The sequence below is a fragment of the Clostridium sp. AF28-12 genome (assembly GCF_003435225.1).
Lineage (GTDB): Bacteria > Bacillota > Clostridia > Lachnospirales > Lachnospiraceae > Pilosibacter > Pilosibacter fragilis.
This window is the reverse complement of sequence record NZ_QWGJ01000002.1, coordinates 94698-109773: the sequence shown is the minus strand read 5'-3', so window position 1 is coordinate 109773 and position 15076 is coordinate 94698. Positions and strand designations below refer to the sequence as shown.

13 protein-coding genes are annotated in these 15076 nt (G+C 50.5%); 1 reads left to right on the top strand and 12 read right to left on the bottom strand.

Annotated features, from left to right (window positions below; genetic code table 11):
- Positions 1-282: 282 nt before the first annotated feature.
- From galE to ruvA, 7 genes are all read right to left on the bottom strand, one after another.
- On the bottom strand, positions 283-1299 hold the full coding sequence (gene galE / locus DWY93_RS02695; RefSeq protein WP_015554230.1) for a UDP-glucose 4-epimerase GalE: 1017 nt from the start codon (positions 1297-1299) through the stop codon (positions 283-285).
- Positions 1300-1694: 395 nt separating this feature from the next.
- Positions 1695-3125 carry a penicillin-binding transpeptidase domain-containing protein gene (locus DWY93_RS02690; protein WP_242990508.1) on the bottom strand — a complete coding sequence of 477 codons (1431 nt, stop codon included), beginning with the start codon at positions 3123-3125 and terminating at the stop codon, positions 1695-1697.
- Positions 3112-4446 carry an FtsW/RodA/SpoVE family cell cycle protein gene (locus tag DWY93_RS02685; RefSeq protein ID WP_117469436.1) on the bottom strand — a complete coding sequence of 445 codons (1335 nt, stop codon included), beginning with the start codon at positions 4444-4446 and terminating at the stop codon, positions 3112-3114. The genes DWY93_RS02690 and DWY93_RS02685 overlap by 14 nt, the downstream gene beginning before the upstream one ends.
- 10 nt (positions 4447-4456) lie before the next feature.
- A complete protein-coding gene (locus DWY93_RS02680) occupies positions 4457-6676 on the bottom strand; it encodes a U32 family peptidase (RefSeq protein ID WP_117471739.1) in 2220 nt (739 codons plus the stop codon).
- A 10-nt stretch (positions 6677-6686) separates the two neighbouring features.
- A complete protein-coding gene (locus DWY93_RS02675) occupies positions 6687-7019 on the bottom strand; it encodes a cell division protein ZapA (protein ID WP_015554226.1) in 333 nt (110 codons plus the stop codon).
- A 191-nt stretch (positions 7020-7210) separates the two neighbouring features.
- Positions 7211-8209, bottom strand: coding sequence for a Holliday junction branch migration DNA helicase RuvB (ruvB, locus tag DWY93_RS02670; protein ID WP_117469434.1), 999 nt, complete (start codon positions 8207-8209; stop codon positions 7211-7213).
- Between the two features lie 207 nt (positions 8210-8416).
- On the bottom strand, positions 8417-9034 hold the full coding sequence (gene ruvA, locus DWY93_RS02665; RefSeq protein WP_117469433.1) for a Holliday junction branch migration protein RuvA: 618 nt from the start codon (positions 9032-9034) through the stop codon (positions 8417-8419).
- Between the two features lie 320 nt (positions 9035-9354).
- Here ruvA and DWY93_RS02660 point away from each other — a divergent pair, with 320 nt between their 5' ends.
- Positions 9355-10434, top strand: a complete 1080-nt coding sequence (locus DWY93_RS02660) for a ribonuclease H-like domain-containing protein (protein ID WP_117469432.1) — start codon at positions 9355-9357, stop codon at positions 10432-10434.
- A gap of 137 nt (positions 10435-10571) precedes the next feature.
- Here DWY93_RS02660 and DWY93_RS02655 read toward each other — a convergent pair whose 3' ends face one another.
- The 5 genes from DWY93_RS02655 to DWY93_RS02635 all read right to left on the bottom strand — a co-directional run bounded on the left by DWY93_RS02655 (position 10572) and on the right by DWY93_RS02635 (position 14888).
- Positions 10572-11153: a DUF5662 family protein gene (locus DWY93_RS02655; protein WP_117469431.1), complete on the bottom strand. Its 582-nt coding sequence runs from the start codon at positions 11151-11153 to the stop codon at positions 10572-10574.
- Positions 11154-11157: 4 nt separating this feature from the next.
- On the bottom strand, positions 11158-12042 hold the full coding sequence (gene hslO, locus DWY93_RS02650; RefSeq protein WP_117469430.1) for an Hsp33 family molecular chaperone HslO: 885 nt from the start codon (positions 12040-12042) through the stop codon (positions 11158-11160).
- Between the two features lie 3 nt (positions 12043-12045).
- Positions 12046-12807 carry a class I SAM-dependent methyltransferase gene (locus DWY93_RS02645; RefSeq protein WP_117469429.1) on the bottom strand — a complete coding sequence of 254 codons (762 nt, stop codon included), beginning with the start codon at positions 12805-12807 and terminating at the stop codon, positions 12046-12048.
- Positions 12808-12888: 81 nt separating this feature from the next.
- Positions 12889-13404, bottom strand: a complete 516-nt coding sequence (locus DWY93_RS02640; protein WP_117469428.1) for an SEC-C metal-binding domain-containing protein — start codon at positions 13402-13404, stop codon at positions 12889-12891.
- Positions 13405-13589: 185 nt separating this feature from the next.
- Positions 13590-14888: a CapA family protein gene (locus tag DWY93_RS02635; protein WP_117469427.1), complete on the bottom strand. Its 1299-nt coding sequence runs from the start codon at positions 14886-14888 to the stop codon at positions 13590-13592.
- Positions 14889-15076 lie beyond the last annotated feature (188 nt).

The window sequence follows — 15076 nt, the reverse complement described above, 5'->3', positions numbered from 1 at the left end:
CATAATGTGTTACAGTACACGGGCACTCCATGCCCGCGCACTGTAACAGGATTTTGCCGATGCTTCGCATTCCGAATCGGCAAAATCCACTACCCCCACTGTATTGTACGGAATTTTCAGTTCAGAAAATTCCTACCCATGAAAAGTAACCATAAGATATCTTCAGAAGGCCGATCATATATTTCACTGCGGTCCACACCTTACGCCGAAACAGAAAAACTCCGGCAGACCATACATCCGCCGGAGTTTCCTGTCTATGACCAAAGTTCAGTCATTCATTTTTTATGAACGATAACCATTCGGATTCTTGGACTGCCAGTTCCATGCGTCACGGCACATATCGTCGAGGTTTCTCTTTGCCTCCCAGCCAAGCTCCACCTTTGCCTTTGTAGCATCGGAATAGCATGTCGCGATATCGCCTGCACGGCGCGGTTTGATCACATACGGGATCTCTTTTCCAACCGCCTTGGAAAAAGCGTGGATCACGTCAAGAACGCTGTATCCGTGACCTGTTCCGAGATTATAGATATATACCGCCGGCTTATCATCAAATTTCTTTAATGCCTTTACATGGCCTTCCGCAAGATCCATCACATGGATATAGTCGCGGACACCCGTTCCGTCCGGTGTATCGTAATCGTTTCCGAATACGCCCACCTCTTTCAACTTTCCGATGGCAACCTGGGTGATGTACGGTGTCAGGTTGTTCGGGATTCCCTCCGGATCCTCTCCGATCAGACCGCTCTCATGAGCTCCCACCGGATTGAAGTAACGGAGCAGGATCACATTCCACTCCGGGTCTGCCTTCTGCATATCGGTAAGGATCTGCTCCAGCATACTCTTTGTCTGTCCGTACGGGTTTGTGCACTGTCCCTTCGGGCACTCCTCTGTGATCGGAACGAAAGCCGGATCTCCGTAAACGGTAGCGGAGGAGCTGAAGATGATCTTCTTCACGCCATGTTTTCTCATCACATCGAGAAGGATCAATGTACCGGTAATATTGTTGTGGTAGTATTCCCACGGCTTTGCGACTGATTCGCCAACAGCCTTTAATCCAGCAAAGTGGATCACTGCGTCGATCTTCTCCGCATCAAAGATCTTTTCCATCGCATCACGATCCAGCATATCTGCCTTGTAGAATGTCAGATCCTTTCCTGTGAGCTTCTTTACACGGTTTAATGCTTCTTCCGACGCATTGTAAAGATTATCAAAGACAACGACCTCATGTCCCTGTTCCAGAAGTGCCAGGCATGTATGGCTTCCGATATATCCTGCGCCGCCGGTTACTAAAATTCTCATGATGAACCCTCCCATGAATTTTGCCGTTCTGAGATACGGTTATTATTTCGGATCCTTTTCCCCAGATCCTGTCCTCGTTATCATTTTAACACTGCCCGTAATAAAAGAAAATATCATTTTTCTTTTATTCAATACAGATTTCTTTTTTTTACAGTAATTTTGTTACAGTTCAGCCATTACATCTTCTTGTTTTCATATTCATGAAAACAAGAAGCTTGGTGGTTCCACCATATGCTGATTTGGATGAAAAAGTGCTTATGCAAGCAAGCTTGCAACACACTTTCTCATTCAAACCAGCGCATGGCTGAACTGTAACGTAATTTTCTCCGCATACAGCACTTTTTCAGTTCCTCAGACACGTCCCGTATCTTACAGGCATATTTCCAAAAAGCACTCTACTGAAGCCATGCATCAAACAATTTCGCCGCGATCGGTGCTGCCGTATGCCCGCCGGAGCCGCCTTCCTCCACGATAACGCATACCGCGATCTTCGGATCATCCGCCGGTGCGAAACCGACAAACCATGCGTGAGTCTCTTTTCCCTTGTCGAATTCTGCGGATCCTGTCTTCCCTGCCACCTGGTAGGAATCCCGTTTCAGTGCGGATCCCGTTCCCACATTGACCACCTGTACCATCAGGTTCTTTAAGGCATCCGCCTCGTTCGGGACCATCAGCTCTCCTGCCACAGACGGGGAAAACTTCCGGATCACATCACCGCCGGAATTTTCCACATGATCCATCAGATACGGTTTCATTAAGATTCCGCCGTTTGCGATCGCCGCGGTGATCAGAAGATTGTGCATCGGGGACATCAATGTCTGTCCCTGTCCGATACTTGTCTGAAGCACTTCCCATGTCTCCGCATCCGGCTGCATGGAGAAGGTACTCTTATTGTACGGAATATCGAGAGGCAGGCTTCTGTTGAATAAAAGCTGCTCTGCAAGGTTCCGGTAGCTCGTCAGCTCAAGCTCTGTGCCGAGGTTCGCGAACGCTCCGTTGCAGGAATTTGCAAATGCCTGGGTGAAATCCTGGGATCCGTGTGCCTTCTTGTGATAGCACTGGATCTTGTTGTTCTCGAATGAAAAAATTCCACTGCAGTCATAGTGATAGTCATTGTACGCGCTCGGATGTTCTCTCATATACTCCAGGGCTGTGACGATTTTAAAGGTGGATCCCGGCGGGTAGAGTCCCTGAGTCGCGCGGTTTAACAGTCTCGCCTCCGTACTGTCCCCGTTTACGAGATCATTCCAGTTTGCCGCCACCTTATTCGGGTCGAAGGACGGCTTTGAAACCATGCAGAGGATCTTTCCGGTATCCGGCTCGATGGCGATGACCGCGCCCCGGTTCTTTCCGAAAGCATCCGATGCGATCTGCTGCAGATTTACATTCAGGGTCGTCACCACGTTGTCCCCAATGCTCTTTCTTCCCATGATCTCATCGGCGGTCTGCTCGATGAGGTTCGTGTGAGATCTCAAAAGGTCAAAGTTTGCCAGGGATTCGATTCCTGTCTTTCCCACCGTCGAATATCCTACCGCATGGGCAAACAGGCTGCCGTATGGGTATTCCCGCACCTCGGTACCGTTGGAATCCGTCGCCGTAACGGTCTTTGCAAGCACAGTCCCGTCATCCGCCAGGATCTTGCCGCGGGTGACCCGGTCCTGGAAAATAGTGGCTCTGGCGTTATACGGATTATCGATCACCGTATCGCTCTTTACCACGAGAAAATATCCCACATAGATTCCCATTGCGAGAAATAAAAATATTGCTGCATACACAAACCAGAGGATATTCCGGTTTGCCTTCGGATTCGGTTTACTCTTCTTCACTGGAATTCTCCTCCTCCTCTTCTTCCCCGCGTTTTAAGACATAAAGTCCCTGGATGACCTGGAATATGATAAAGGTCGAGACGATGGAGCTGCCGCCATAGCTCACAAGAGGCAGCGTCACACCGGTGGACGGGATAAACTTCGTCACCCCGCCGATGGTCAGAAATACCTGGGTAATATAAACACTTCCAAGTCCAAACGCGATCAGTTTATAGAACATCGCCTGCATCTTCATCGCGATCAGCATAAACTGCATATAACAGCCAAGGCATAAAAACAGGACGCAGAGCGCATAGAGTGCCCCCATCTCCTCGGAGATCGCCGCGAAAACGAAATCCTTGTCCACAACCGGGATCTTCTCCGGCATGCCCCGGTAAAGACCCATTCCGAACCATCCGCCTGTTCCGATGGCAAACAGCGCCTGTGCCACCTGGTAGCCCTTGTTTGCGATATCAGACCAGGGATCCGCCCAGGCCTCCACACGCCGTCTCACATGTGGGAACAGATAGTAAGCCGCAACCGCCGCCAGGGATCCGCCCGCAATGCCCGCACCGAACCAGAGATAGCTGGATGTGGCAACAAAAAGCATCGTCATGTAGGCGACGAAAAAGATCAATGCACTTCCAAGGTCCTTTGAAAGCACAAGCACCAACACATGAAGTGCCGCCACGACGGTGGTCTTTATGATCGTCTCCCTGTCCGTGGACTGGTAGAACATGGCTGCCACGAAGAACACAAAACTGATCTTCACAAACTCAGACGGCTGTACTGTAAATCCACCGAAGGAGAGGGAAAGCTGTGCGCCGTAGGAAGTATTTCCGATGACGCAGACCACTCCCAAAAGTACCAGCCCGAGTATTCCATAGACCCATGGGAACGTCACAAGCTGCCATACCCGGTCGATGATAAACGGGATGATCCAGGTGATCACCGCTGCCGCCGCCACGATCACGAACTGTCTCATAGCCCGGTCAGGGTTCAGCCTTGTGAGGATAATAAATCCCGTCGCCAAAAGCGTACACATATTGTTGACGAGCAGTCTGGAACTGTTCCTGTAAAACAGTCTCGTAAGGTAAATGTACAGCAGGAAAAATACCACCTGCGCACCGTAAAAGGCTAACATCGTCACAGATTCCGTGTTCAGCCAGATCAGGATATTCGCCAGAAAGTGCAGCATAAACATGCACACAAGCTGGCGTCCGCAGACGCGGTTTTTTCCCTCCTCATCCCGCATGGAAAAGAAGCGGAAATTGTAATAGGTATCCATGGCGATCAGAAGGATCATCAAGTATCTGGATATCTGTATGATCAGATTAGTCAATAATTATCACCTACTCCACTCCGCGCTTAAAGTGTCCGCGCGTAAACTGATTCCTTAAAACTGGCGGCTCCGCCGCTTTTTCACTCATTCCGTATTCCTCAAAGAACGCGTCCAGGATCTCGCCCGCCGCAGCTGGTTCCTCCACCGTGAAGTTCAGGCGGACCGCATTCGGCTTAAGCCCTGTGACCTGTTCGGAGAGTCCTAAAAGGGAAAGCGGCGCAGAATTGTAGATCGTATTGTAACAGAAACGACACTGGTTTACCACCGGGAACCGCATGTCCTTGCGGTCCTTTAACCACATGATTTCCGACTTTCCGGAACATCCAATCGTTGTTTTTCTGATACACTGGGCGGAGATCATCATCGGAAGATACCCGTATACGATCATCTCTCCCTGAACACCAGAATCCCGGATCTCTCTCTCGTTTAACTCCACAGGGATCGTCAATCGGTCTGCCCCATACCGCTCCATCGCCGCTCCCGCAAGGTGGTTCCAGGAATACATTCCCTGGTCGAAGTACATAGGAAGTTCAATTCCTGCTTCCCGGAGGAATCCCGGTTCTTCCATGGAACCGATACCAAGCGCGTCAAAACCGGCACTCGTTAAAAGCTCCATCTGCTTTCTGAAGTACTGTTCCGCCTCTTTCCGGAAGATCCTCGGCATCATAAGATAACACCGGACTCCCGCCTCATGACAGCGGTCCGCAAGCTTCTTCCACTCCTGGGCGTCAAAGCTCTCCGCCGCAAGATAAATTCCGTATGATCTTTCGGACAGCTTCCGGTACATCTTAAATTTCCCGAGAACCATCTCAAACTGCTGTTTCGTCTGGACAAAGACAGTAAATTCCGGTCTTTCTTCCAAATCAGCCTTTTCAGGCGCTCTCTCTTCTTCCTTTGTCGGTGGAACAGAACTGTTTCTCCGGTATCCGGAAAGGATCTCGTCCTGAAGCTTCTCCAGGACCTCGCGGCGCATCTTATTTAATGCCTGCACCGGCATAAACACATTTCCCTCACACTCCACGGTAAGGTCCGTGAACGTAAACATGGAATCACCGGTCTTTGAGAGCTGTTTTCTGATGCGCTCCGCGTCCATCGGGGCATTCTTTGCCTCCTCGGCGGGCTGGGATTCCTCCCAGGCTGTATTTCCCGCCGTATCCGACACGGAGCAATATCCCGGTTTTCCGACCGCGATGTACGCGCTTCCCGTCACAGGGATCTTCTTTTCCACATTCACATACGTGCGGTCCAGATAGTCGAAAAGTTCCTGGTCCACGTCGCGGTACTCCGGCTTTTCCTTTAAGACCACCATGTCCCGTCCGTTGTGGGTGTGGTAATAGCCCTGGGACTGTCCGCCCCGGTCGAAAAGAGCCAGCAGGGCATCCCTGTCTGCCTTCTCCACATGGTATCCGGCACGCCCCTCCTTCAAGTAGAGGTCCACGTATTTCCGGTAGATACTTACAACTCCTGCCGTGTAGCGCGGACTCTTCATGCGTCCCTCGATCTTTAAGGAACAGACACCCGCTTCCAGGATATCCGGGATCAGATCCAGGGTACAGAGATCCTTTAAGCTTAAGATATATTTTTCATTCTTTTTATTGACATATTTTCCGTTCTGCTCTGCGTCAAAAGGCAGACGGCAGGTCTGTGCGCACCGGCCCCGGTTTCCGCTCCGTCCGCCGATCAGGCTGGAAAACAGGCACTGGCCGGAATAGCAGTAACAGAGGGCACCGTGAACGAAGGTCTCCACCTCCAGACCCGTATCATCATAGATCTCACGGATCTCCTTTAAGGAAAGTTCTCTCGCCGGAACCACACGGACAGCGCCAAGGGCTTTCAGGTCTCTCGCGCTGTATTTCCCTGTCACCGTCATCTGGGTGCTGATGTGGACCGGAAGATCCGGGAAATGTTTCCGGATGTAGGTGAGCGCTCCCATATCCTGAACTAAAACGGCATCCAGTCCCGCCTCATAGTACGGTTTCAGATAGGAATACAGATCTGACATCTCTTTTTCCTTCACGAGCGTGTTGACCGTCATATAAATCCTGCATCCGTGAAGATGCATGAAGTTGATGGCTTTCACCATCGTCTCCTCATCCAGGTTGTTCGCGTAGGCACGGGCACCGAACCGGCTTCCGCCGATATAGACCGCGTCCGCTCCCGCGTTCACCGCCGCCACCATACTCTCGTAGGAACCGGCCGGTGCGAGTATCTCAACCGTTCTGTTTTTCATATTCTCTCCTTTATTCCGCCTTCTTCTCCGCGGATTCCTGCTTCATCTGAAGACCGATCAGCTCATGCTTTAAGCTGTAGATCTCCTTCTCCATCTCATCCTTCTGGCTGCGCAGCATCATCGCCTCCTGAAGTGTCTTAAAATAATCGTCCGCCAGGTTCAAATAGATCATGACTTCCTGGTAATCCTTATTCTGTCTCGTAAATCCCGGCTGTGCCTTTAAAACGGCGATCTTCTCATTAATATAGGCAGCCACCTTCTGCAGGTACTCCGGATCCTCCGCTCCTCCCAGCGTGTAGACATTTCCATTGATCAGCACTTCCGTATAGTTCTTCTCATCCATTTCTAATTCCTCACTTCTTTTGCATAACCGTCCGCCTGTTTTCCAGCCTGTACTCCCTCACGGCTCCACACGATCGATCCACAGATCCGCCGGACAGTTATCATCTATATAAAAATTGTCATTTTTTCTCTATCGTACAGATTTTTCAATTCAGAAAATTCCTGCCTGTATACTGCAGCAAATGTTTTTTTCTATTTCGCCGCATCCAGCCCAAGGTGCTTGTAGGCCAAATCCGTCGCCATTCTTCCTCTCGGCGTGCGCATAATAAGTCCGTTCATCAATAAATACGGCTCATACACGTCTTCCAGTGTCCCGGAATCCTCTCCGATAGACGCCGCCAGCGTCTCAAGTCCCACCGGACCACCGGAAAATTTCTGGATCAGGGTGAGAAGCAGGGTCCGGTCATTATTGTCGAGACCAAGCTTGTCCACATCCAGGATATCCAGGGCAAAATCCGCCACATGTCTCGTGATCACACCGTCGTATTTTACCTGTGCAAAGTCCCTCACTCTCTTTAAGAGGCGGTTTGCCAGTCTCGGCGTTCCCCTGGACCTTCTTGCGATCTCAAAAGCTCCTTCCTCGTCGATCTCAACGCCCAGGACCTTTGCGGAGCGTTTTACGATCACGCAGAGTTCCTCCGGTGTATAAAATTCCAGCCTCTGGATCACACCAAAACGGTCCCGGAGCGGAGCTGTTAAAAGTCCCACTCTCGTTGTTGCTCCCACAAGTGTAAATTTCGGAAGATCCAGTCGGATCGAGCGGGCGGATGAATCCTTTCCAAGCATGATATCGATGGCAAAATCTTCCATCGCCGGATACAGGACTTCCTCCACCTGGCGGTTCAACCTGTGGATCTCATCCACAAACAGGACATCTCCCTCCTGGAGATTGTTTAAGATCGCAGCCATCTCTCCCGGCTTCTCGATCGCCGGCCCGGAGGTCACCTTTAAGTTCACCCCCATCTCGTTCGCGATGATTCCGCAGAGCGTTGTCTTTCCAAGGCCCGGCGGGCCATAAAAAAGCACATGATCCAACGCCTCCCCGCGGCTCTTTGCCGCATCGATAAAGACCTTCAGCGTGGACTTTATCTTCTCCTGACCGATATAATCTTTTAAGTACTGTGGGCGCAGGGTCCCCTCTATTTTTTTGTCTTCCTCAGTTTCTTCGGTCGTAATGATTTTTCGGCTCATAACATTTCCTATCTATTTCTTCTATCAGACAGCCGTCTCCGGCTGCCATTTTTACAAAGTTTCGTAACGATTCAGTACCCTCACAGTTACGCGCAAAAATCCATTCTAAATCGGCTGTGCCGATAGGATTTTTGCCTTCTAGTCTAAGTTTTCTTACGGTCAGCGCAGTAAATGCGCAGACCTACCGAATAGTTACAAAGTTTCATCCTATAAGAATGCCAGATGCTTTAACGCGCCCTTCAGCACGTCCTCGGAAGTCATACCTTCTGTGATCGCAACCTTCTTTACTGCGGTCTGCGCCTCGGACGCGGAATAACCGAGGGCCGTAAGCGCTTCCACAGCCTCTTTTCCAGCTTCCGCCATTCCAGAGAGATCCGTTTTCGGGCTCTCCTCCAGATCTGCACCTGCAAATAATACGTCTTCTGCTTTTATTTTATCTTTGAGATCCAGGATGATCCTCTGGGCTGTCTTTGCCCCGACGCCGGGCGCCTTCGAGATTGCCTTCGCGTCACCGGAGATTACAGCCAGACGCAGCACATCCGGTTTCAGCGCGGAGAGGATTCCCAGGGCACTCTTCGGACCGACCCCGTTCACCCCGATCAGCTGGCGGAACATCTCAAGATCCTGCCTTGAGAGGAATCCGAAAAGACTCATTCCATCCTCACGCACGGAAAAATACGTGTAGATCTTCACTTCCTCCCCAAGACCCGGAAGCTCCCCGAGGACCGATGACGGAATAAAGATCCGGTAGCCAATATTTCCCGCCTCAACAACGACGGAATCTTCCCTCTTTTCTTCCAAGGGACCGCGTATATATGAAATCACTGAATGAACCTCCCTTTTCCTCATCATGTCATGATGCATGTCGTAATCATACCATAGCCGCCATTTAAGTGCAAGTGGAACCGCCGCGAGAATCGAACATATTTTCGATTTAGCTGTTTTTTGAAATATCTTCCCGGAAAACGCCGCCAGGCTTCTCCTTCGTTGACTTTCCATGTTTTCGCGGGTATAATCAGAAAACACGGAAGCAAAAATTCTTCCGCCTGTTCCATTCATGATTTGCCATATGCAGTTTTCCGAGCAGTCACCAGCATTTTTATGAACCCCAGGCGGATCAGCAATATAAGTATAAGGACTATCACATGATCACTATAGAAAAAACATTCCCTGGCACCATCGCCTATCCGTTGGAGCGCCTTGGCGATCCGGAAAAGCTTGTCTTTTTTGATATCGAGACCACCGGCTTCTCCGCCGACTACAACACCGTATATCTCATCGGCTGTATCTGGCCGGAGGGAGACCATCTCCGCTTCATCCAGTGGTTTGCAGACACGAAAGCCGCGGAGGCCGATGTCCTGACCGCATTTTTTTACTTTATAAAGGATTTTCGCACTCTCGTCCACTTTAACGGGGACATGTTCGATATTCCTTTTGTCACGAAGCGCGCCAAGGCCTTAAAGCTCACCCCCGCCTTTGACAGCGTGGAAAGCGTCGATATCTTCCGCCGGATCAAGCCCTTTAAGAAGCTCCTTGGTCTGCCGGACATGAAGCAGAAGACCATCGAGCGCTTTCTTAAGATCGGACGCAAGGACCTCTATAACGGCGGCGAGCTCATCAAAGTCTACCTGGACTATCTGAGGACTCACGATCAGGAAGAAAAACATCTTCTTCTCCTCCACAATGAGGACGACTTAAAGGGAATGCCTTCTCTCCTTCCCGTACTCTTCTATCCTGACTTTTTCGCCCAGGATTTCACCCTGGACGCGGTGCGGGAAGCTCCCGGCGAGACAGACCGGCTGATCCTCTCCCTCTCAGGGGACCCGGTGACGATCCTTCCGTCCCCGGTGGCTGCCTCCGTCCCCGCCTACGCTTTCCGGGCAGACAAAGACCGGATGGAGCTTTCCATCCGGGTCTACAAAGGTACATTAAAATATTATTATCCGAACTATAAGGATTACTACTATCTGATCTACGAGGATACCGCGATCCACAAGAGTGTCGGCGAATTTGTCGACAAGGACGCCCGGATCAAGGCGACAAAGGAGACCTGCTACACAAAGAAGGACGGCACCTTTCTCCCCCAGCCCGCAGATATCTGGGTGCCGGAATTCAAGACCTCCTGCAAGGATAAAACAGGATTCTTCGAAGTCCGGGAAGACTGCTTCTCCGATGCGGAAAAGCTGAACCGGTATATAAAAGAGATCTTCTCATTTCTCAAATAAAACCCGCTAATCCAGTATCTTCACACATCAGCCCTGCCGCCTGCGTCAGCTGCAGACGGCAGCGGTTATGCTGCAAATCTCATTCAATGCGAAAACATGCTTAGACACATTCCTGCACCGGACGCGAGTGCTTATTTCTAGTAATCCCCGTCCTTAAGAAGCTTCCTGATATATGCAAACGTCTTTCTCTCTCCCTTTTCCTTCAACATCAGCAGGATCTTATCCAGACATGCCTTCGTCTCCGGATGCATGACGATATATTCCTTATTTCTGGAAAAATATGTGTAGGGCGCCGCGTCCGTGTAGTTCTTTCCCTGGTAGATCTTCGAGGCCGCGATCCGGTCCATGACCATCTCCGCCAGGTAATTCACTGGCATCTTCACGCCGACGATCTTCCAGTGGTCCTCCGCTGTGGACACATCGGTCCAGTACTCGAAGTGATGCTTATTTCTCCCCTTGTGATGGAGCCATGCGGAGGAATATCCCTTTTCTTCCTTCTCCGCCGCGTTTGGACTCCGCGTTCCCTGATAATACTTCACGCCGGTCTTAAATTCCTCCCAGGAATACTTCGACAGATCGTGGAGCAGCCCCTGTTTAAAAAGTCCAACCTGAAAGCAGCCTTCCATGACCACCAGCTTGTGATGGGTGATGGTCAGAAAGTGATGCCAGGCGTTGTGGAGCAGCCGTTTTTCTTCCTCATTCAATTTAACAGAACTCATATTTTTACTCTCTCGTTGCCCTCTTAAGCATATCTTCCAGCTCATCCACAGAGAACTTATAATGCTTGTTGCAGAACTGGCAGTTGACCTCGATCTCTCTGCCCTCGTTGATCATGTCCTGGATCTCTTTTTTTCCGATGCTGATGATCGCCTTCTCCACTCTGGAGCGGTCACAGTCACAGTGGAACTGTACCGGCATCTTTGATAAGATCTCAAGTCCGAACTCGCCGAGGATGTCTGTCAGGATCTCCTCCGGAGTCTTTCCCGCATTCAGCAGTGCTGTGATGGAAGAAATTCCGGAAAGCTTCGCCTCGATCTTGTCGATGATCTCATCGGAAGCACCCGGAAGAAGCTGGATGATAAAGCCGCCTGCCTGACGGACCGTGTTGTCCTTATTCATTAGAACACCTAGGGCAACGGAGGACGGAACCTGCTCAGATGTGGCAAAATAGTAGGTCAGATCTTCCGCGATCTCACCTGTGACGAGCTGTGTCTGTCCCACATACGGCTCTTTTAAGCCAATATCCTTGATAACGCTCAAAACACCAAGGTCCAGGGAACCGCCGACATCGAGTTTTCCCTGTGCATTCGGCGGAAGCATTACATCCGGATTGAACGCATATCCTTTCACATCTCCATGGCCGTTGGCTGTGACAAGAAGTCCGCCCAGCGGACCGCTTCCCTCAATTCTAAGTGTTAAAAGGTCCTTCTCCCCTTTTAAGTCAGCGCCCATCATGGCAGCTGCTGTCATGAGACGTCCTAAGGCAGCCGTAGCCACCGGGCTTGTGTTGTGGGCATTCTTTGCGTTCTCCACCATATCTCTTGTCGTTGCAGCAAAGGCGCGGATCTGTCCCTCCGCAGCCGTCGCACGGATCATATAATCGTTCATGCTCTATTTCCTTTCTTTTCCATATTCTCTCGCGATCACATAAATACGTTCGCTGTCCTCCCGCGGCGGATTCTTCGTAAATGCATCGTAGGCGGCAACAAATTCCATTCCCGCTTCGTGGATGGCACTCTTCACCTCTTCCAGGGAATAAGCCCGCTGATAATGTGTCTCATGGTACTTTCGGAAGAGATCCCCGTCCTCACGGACAAAGATCGACAGATCATAGATATTGATCTGCTCCTCCTCATCGTACTGGTTGTCCCAGATAAAGCTGGAGTCATCCCGGTCTTCCGCGATCGTGTTGTCTCCCATGATCTCCCGGTATTTGTACTCCGTATTCATGTCGAAGATAAACACTCCGCCCGGATCCAGGTAATTGTTAACCAGGCGGAATACTTCTGTCAGATCCTCCGGCTCTAAAATATAATTCATACAGTCACAGATGGAGACCACCGCCGCCACCGTGCCGTAAAGTTCAAATTCCCGCATATCCTGACAGAGATACAAAATATCTTTTCCGGACTGTTCCTTCTTTTCCAGGGCAAGCTCCAGCATCTCCTCGGAGTTGTCCACGCCGATCATATCATAACCAGCGTCCGCGAGAAGCTCCGTGAGACTTCCCGTTCCACATCCGAGATCGAGAAGAATTCCCTCCGTAACCCCCTGTTCCTTTAAAAGCCCTGTCAGATATTCACACCATTCTTCATATGGAATATTATCCATGAAAGTGTCATAGACAGCTGCAAAACCTGTATATGCCTGCATTTTATCTCCTTGATCAGCCTCAGTCCGCGTACAATAATGAAAAAGCCACTACCCGCAATAGGTAATGGCTTACGTTTCATCTTATGCGTTGCGGCCGCAGCACTTTTTGTACTTCTTTCCGCTTCCGCACGGACACGGATCGTTCGGGTAGATCTTGTGGCCTTCGCGGCGTACGGTTCCGGAAGCTTTCTGCTTCTTGTAAAGCTCGGTTCTTGTCTCAGCGGAAAGGATCTCAGACCACTGCGGAAGCTCATAGAGCCAGGAAGCCTTAGCTTCTACCATATTGTAGTAAAGCTTTTCCGGATCGATCTCAATCTTAACAACGGTATCCTCTGCCATTGTGTCGATCGGGTTCTCATATCCCTTTAAGCTCTCATTGATTCCATCAAGGAAACCAGTCATAACGAGAACTTCTGTGCCATACTTCTCAGCAAGTTCTTTTACAGTTCCCTCAACAACTTCTGTCGGGTTGGAAAGGATCTTCTCGTAGATGCCTTTTTCGATCGTAAAATAGTTTGTCCAGAGTTCTTCTTTCTTTTTATCATCGAGACCATCGCCGTAAGCGAGGCTTCTCCATGTTTCAAGTAATGTTGCCATATCAGTTCCATCCTTTTCGTATACTGTTTCTATTTCTTTTCCGCACCATCCATTTTCAAAAGGGCAGACTGGTACAGAAAACGTCTAATGCACATTATAACATAGGATATTTTTTCTGTAAACAGGAAAATTTTTTGTGCATTGGAAATATTAAATGTGACAGGTCCGGTACGTGTTCTGTACCATTACTGGGCATTCTGCTTCGTAATATACCCCTCATCATCGATCACCGCCTCCGGAGAGATGCTTCTCATGTAATTGATGATCCGCTCCTTCTCCGCTCCTTCCGCCTTCGCCACGCGGCAATTCGACTGCTTCGCCGGAATAAACCGCAGGGATTCCAACCCCTCATCTCCGATCACCGCCTCCACGAGGCAGGAATCGAGCGTCTTTGAGTTGAAGAGATAGTTCCCGAGACTGTACACCACCGGGACATCTCCCTGGTAGCCAATGGGCTGCAGCACATGGGGATGGTCCCCGATGATCAGGTCCGCTCCTGCCGCCGCGATCTGGGGCGCCTGCTCCTGCTGCCAGTGATCCAGCTTATCAGTTCCTTCCGTCCCCCAGTGGATGTATACAATGACAAAATCGCTGTCCGCCTTCGCCGCGGAGATCACCTCCAGAAGTTTATTGATCTCCAGACACCGGAATACCCCCGGAGTTGTCTCCGTTGCCCCTTTGGTGTCCGGCGGAAGTGTCCGCTCGATCTGGGTTGCGGAGACGAAGGTGATCTTCCTTCCGTTTGCGATAAAGGATACCGGTTTCACCGCTTCATTCAGGTTTCGTCCCGCTCCCACATAGGGCATTCCGATGGCTTCCAGGGTGTCCAGGGTGTCTGTCAGGGACACTTCGCCGTAATCATAGGCGTGGTTGTTCGCCAGGGACACGAGATCCGCTCCCATGTCAAAGAGCCAGGACGCGTACTTCGGATCCGCACGGAACGTAAATTTCTTTCCCGCCGTGGGCGCTCCGCCCGTCGTATACGGAAATTCGTTGTTTACCATAAAGATATCGGCGCTCCGCATGATGGATAAGAGATCCGCGGAAATTCCACCCTCGATCCCCTGCCCCCTCTTTAAGAGGGATGCCATGATCGCGTAATGGGAGTCGAACAGGATATCTCCCGCAAAGACGATCCGCGTTTTTCCCGTCTCCGCTGTCTCTTTCACGTAGATCTTGTTCGCCGCCATGACTTCCGGGTCCTTTAAGAGGTCCGCGTAAGGATCCGCGGATCCCGTCTCCGCCTCGGAAGATTCCGTCTCATTCTGCTGCAGGACAACATGAGGTTTTTCACCGCCTGTTTTGCTGTCCACGCTCTCCTGTGTAGTATCACTATTCTCCGCAGGCTCAGCCGTTTTCATCTCCTGACTTACCTCAACCGCAGCCGTCGTCCGCACGGTCCCCGATGCCACACTGCTGCATCCGCCAAGCAGAACGACCGCCAACAGGACCGCTCCGCAAATTACCGCTATTTTTCTTCTCATCATACACTCCCATAAGCAGAATTCCTTTAAATTCCACCATTTTCCCTTTTGTTTTTTCTCCCTAAAGCTTACCAGATTTTTTCCTGTTCCGCAACATTACTATATAGAGAAAAAGGCGGCAAAGCCGCCCATTCGCAGCTCCACCGCCTTTATCCATCCTTTTATCGTAACTATTCAGTACCTTCATA

Excerpts from the sequence above, each read along its gene's own strand:
- galE (WP_015554230.1), bottom strand. The coding sequence starts at position 1,299 with ATGAGAATTTTAGTAACCGGCGGCGCAGGATATATCGGAAGCCATACA.
- DWY93_RS02680 (WP_117471739.1), bottom strand. The coding sequence starts at position 6,676 with ATGAAAAACAGAACGGTTGAGATACTCGCACCGGCCGGTTCCTACGAG.
- DWY93_RS02675 (WP_015554226.1), bottom strand. The coding sequence starts at position 7,019 with ATGGATGAGAAGAACTATACGGAAGTGCTGATCAATGGAAATGTCTAC.
- ruvB (WP_117469434.1), bottom strand. The coding sequence starts at position 8,209 with ATGAGCCGAAAAATCATTACGACCGAAGAAACTGAGGAAGACAAAAAA.
- DWY93_RS02660 (WP_117469432.1), top strand. The coding sequence starts at position 9,355 with ATGATCACTATAGAAAAAACATTCCCTGGCACCATCGCCTATCCGTTG.
- DWY93_RS02655 (WP_117469431.1), bottom strand. The coding sequence starts at position 11,153 with ATGAGTTCTGTTAAATTGAATGAGGAAGAAAAACGGCTGCTCCACAAC.
- hslO (WP_117469430.1), bottom strand. The coding sequence starts at position 12,042 with ATGAACGATTATATGATCCGTGCGACGGCTGCGGAGGGACAGATCCGC.
- DWY93_RS02645 (WP_117469429.1), bottom strand. The coding sequence starts at position 12,807 with ATGCAGGCATATACAGGTTTTGCAGCTGTCTATGACACTTTCATGGAT.
- DWY93_RS02640 (WP_117469428.1), bottom strand. The coding sequence starts at position 13,404 with ATGGCAACATTACTTGAAACATGGAGAAGCCTCGCTTACGGCGATGGT.
- DWY93_RS02635 (WP_117469427.1), bottom strand. The coding sequence starts at position 14,888 with ATGAGAAGAAAAATAGCGGTAATTTGCGGAGCGGTCCTGTTGGCGGTC.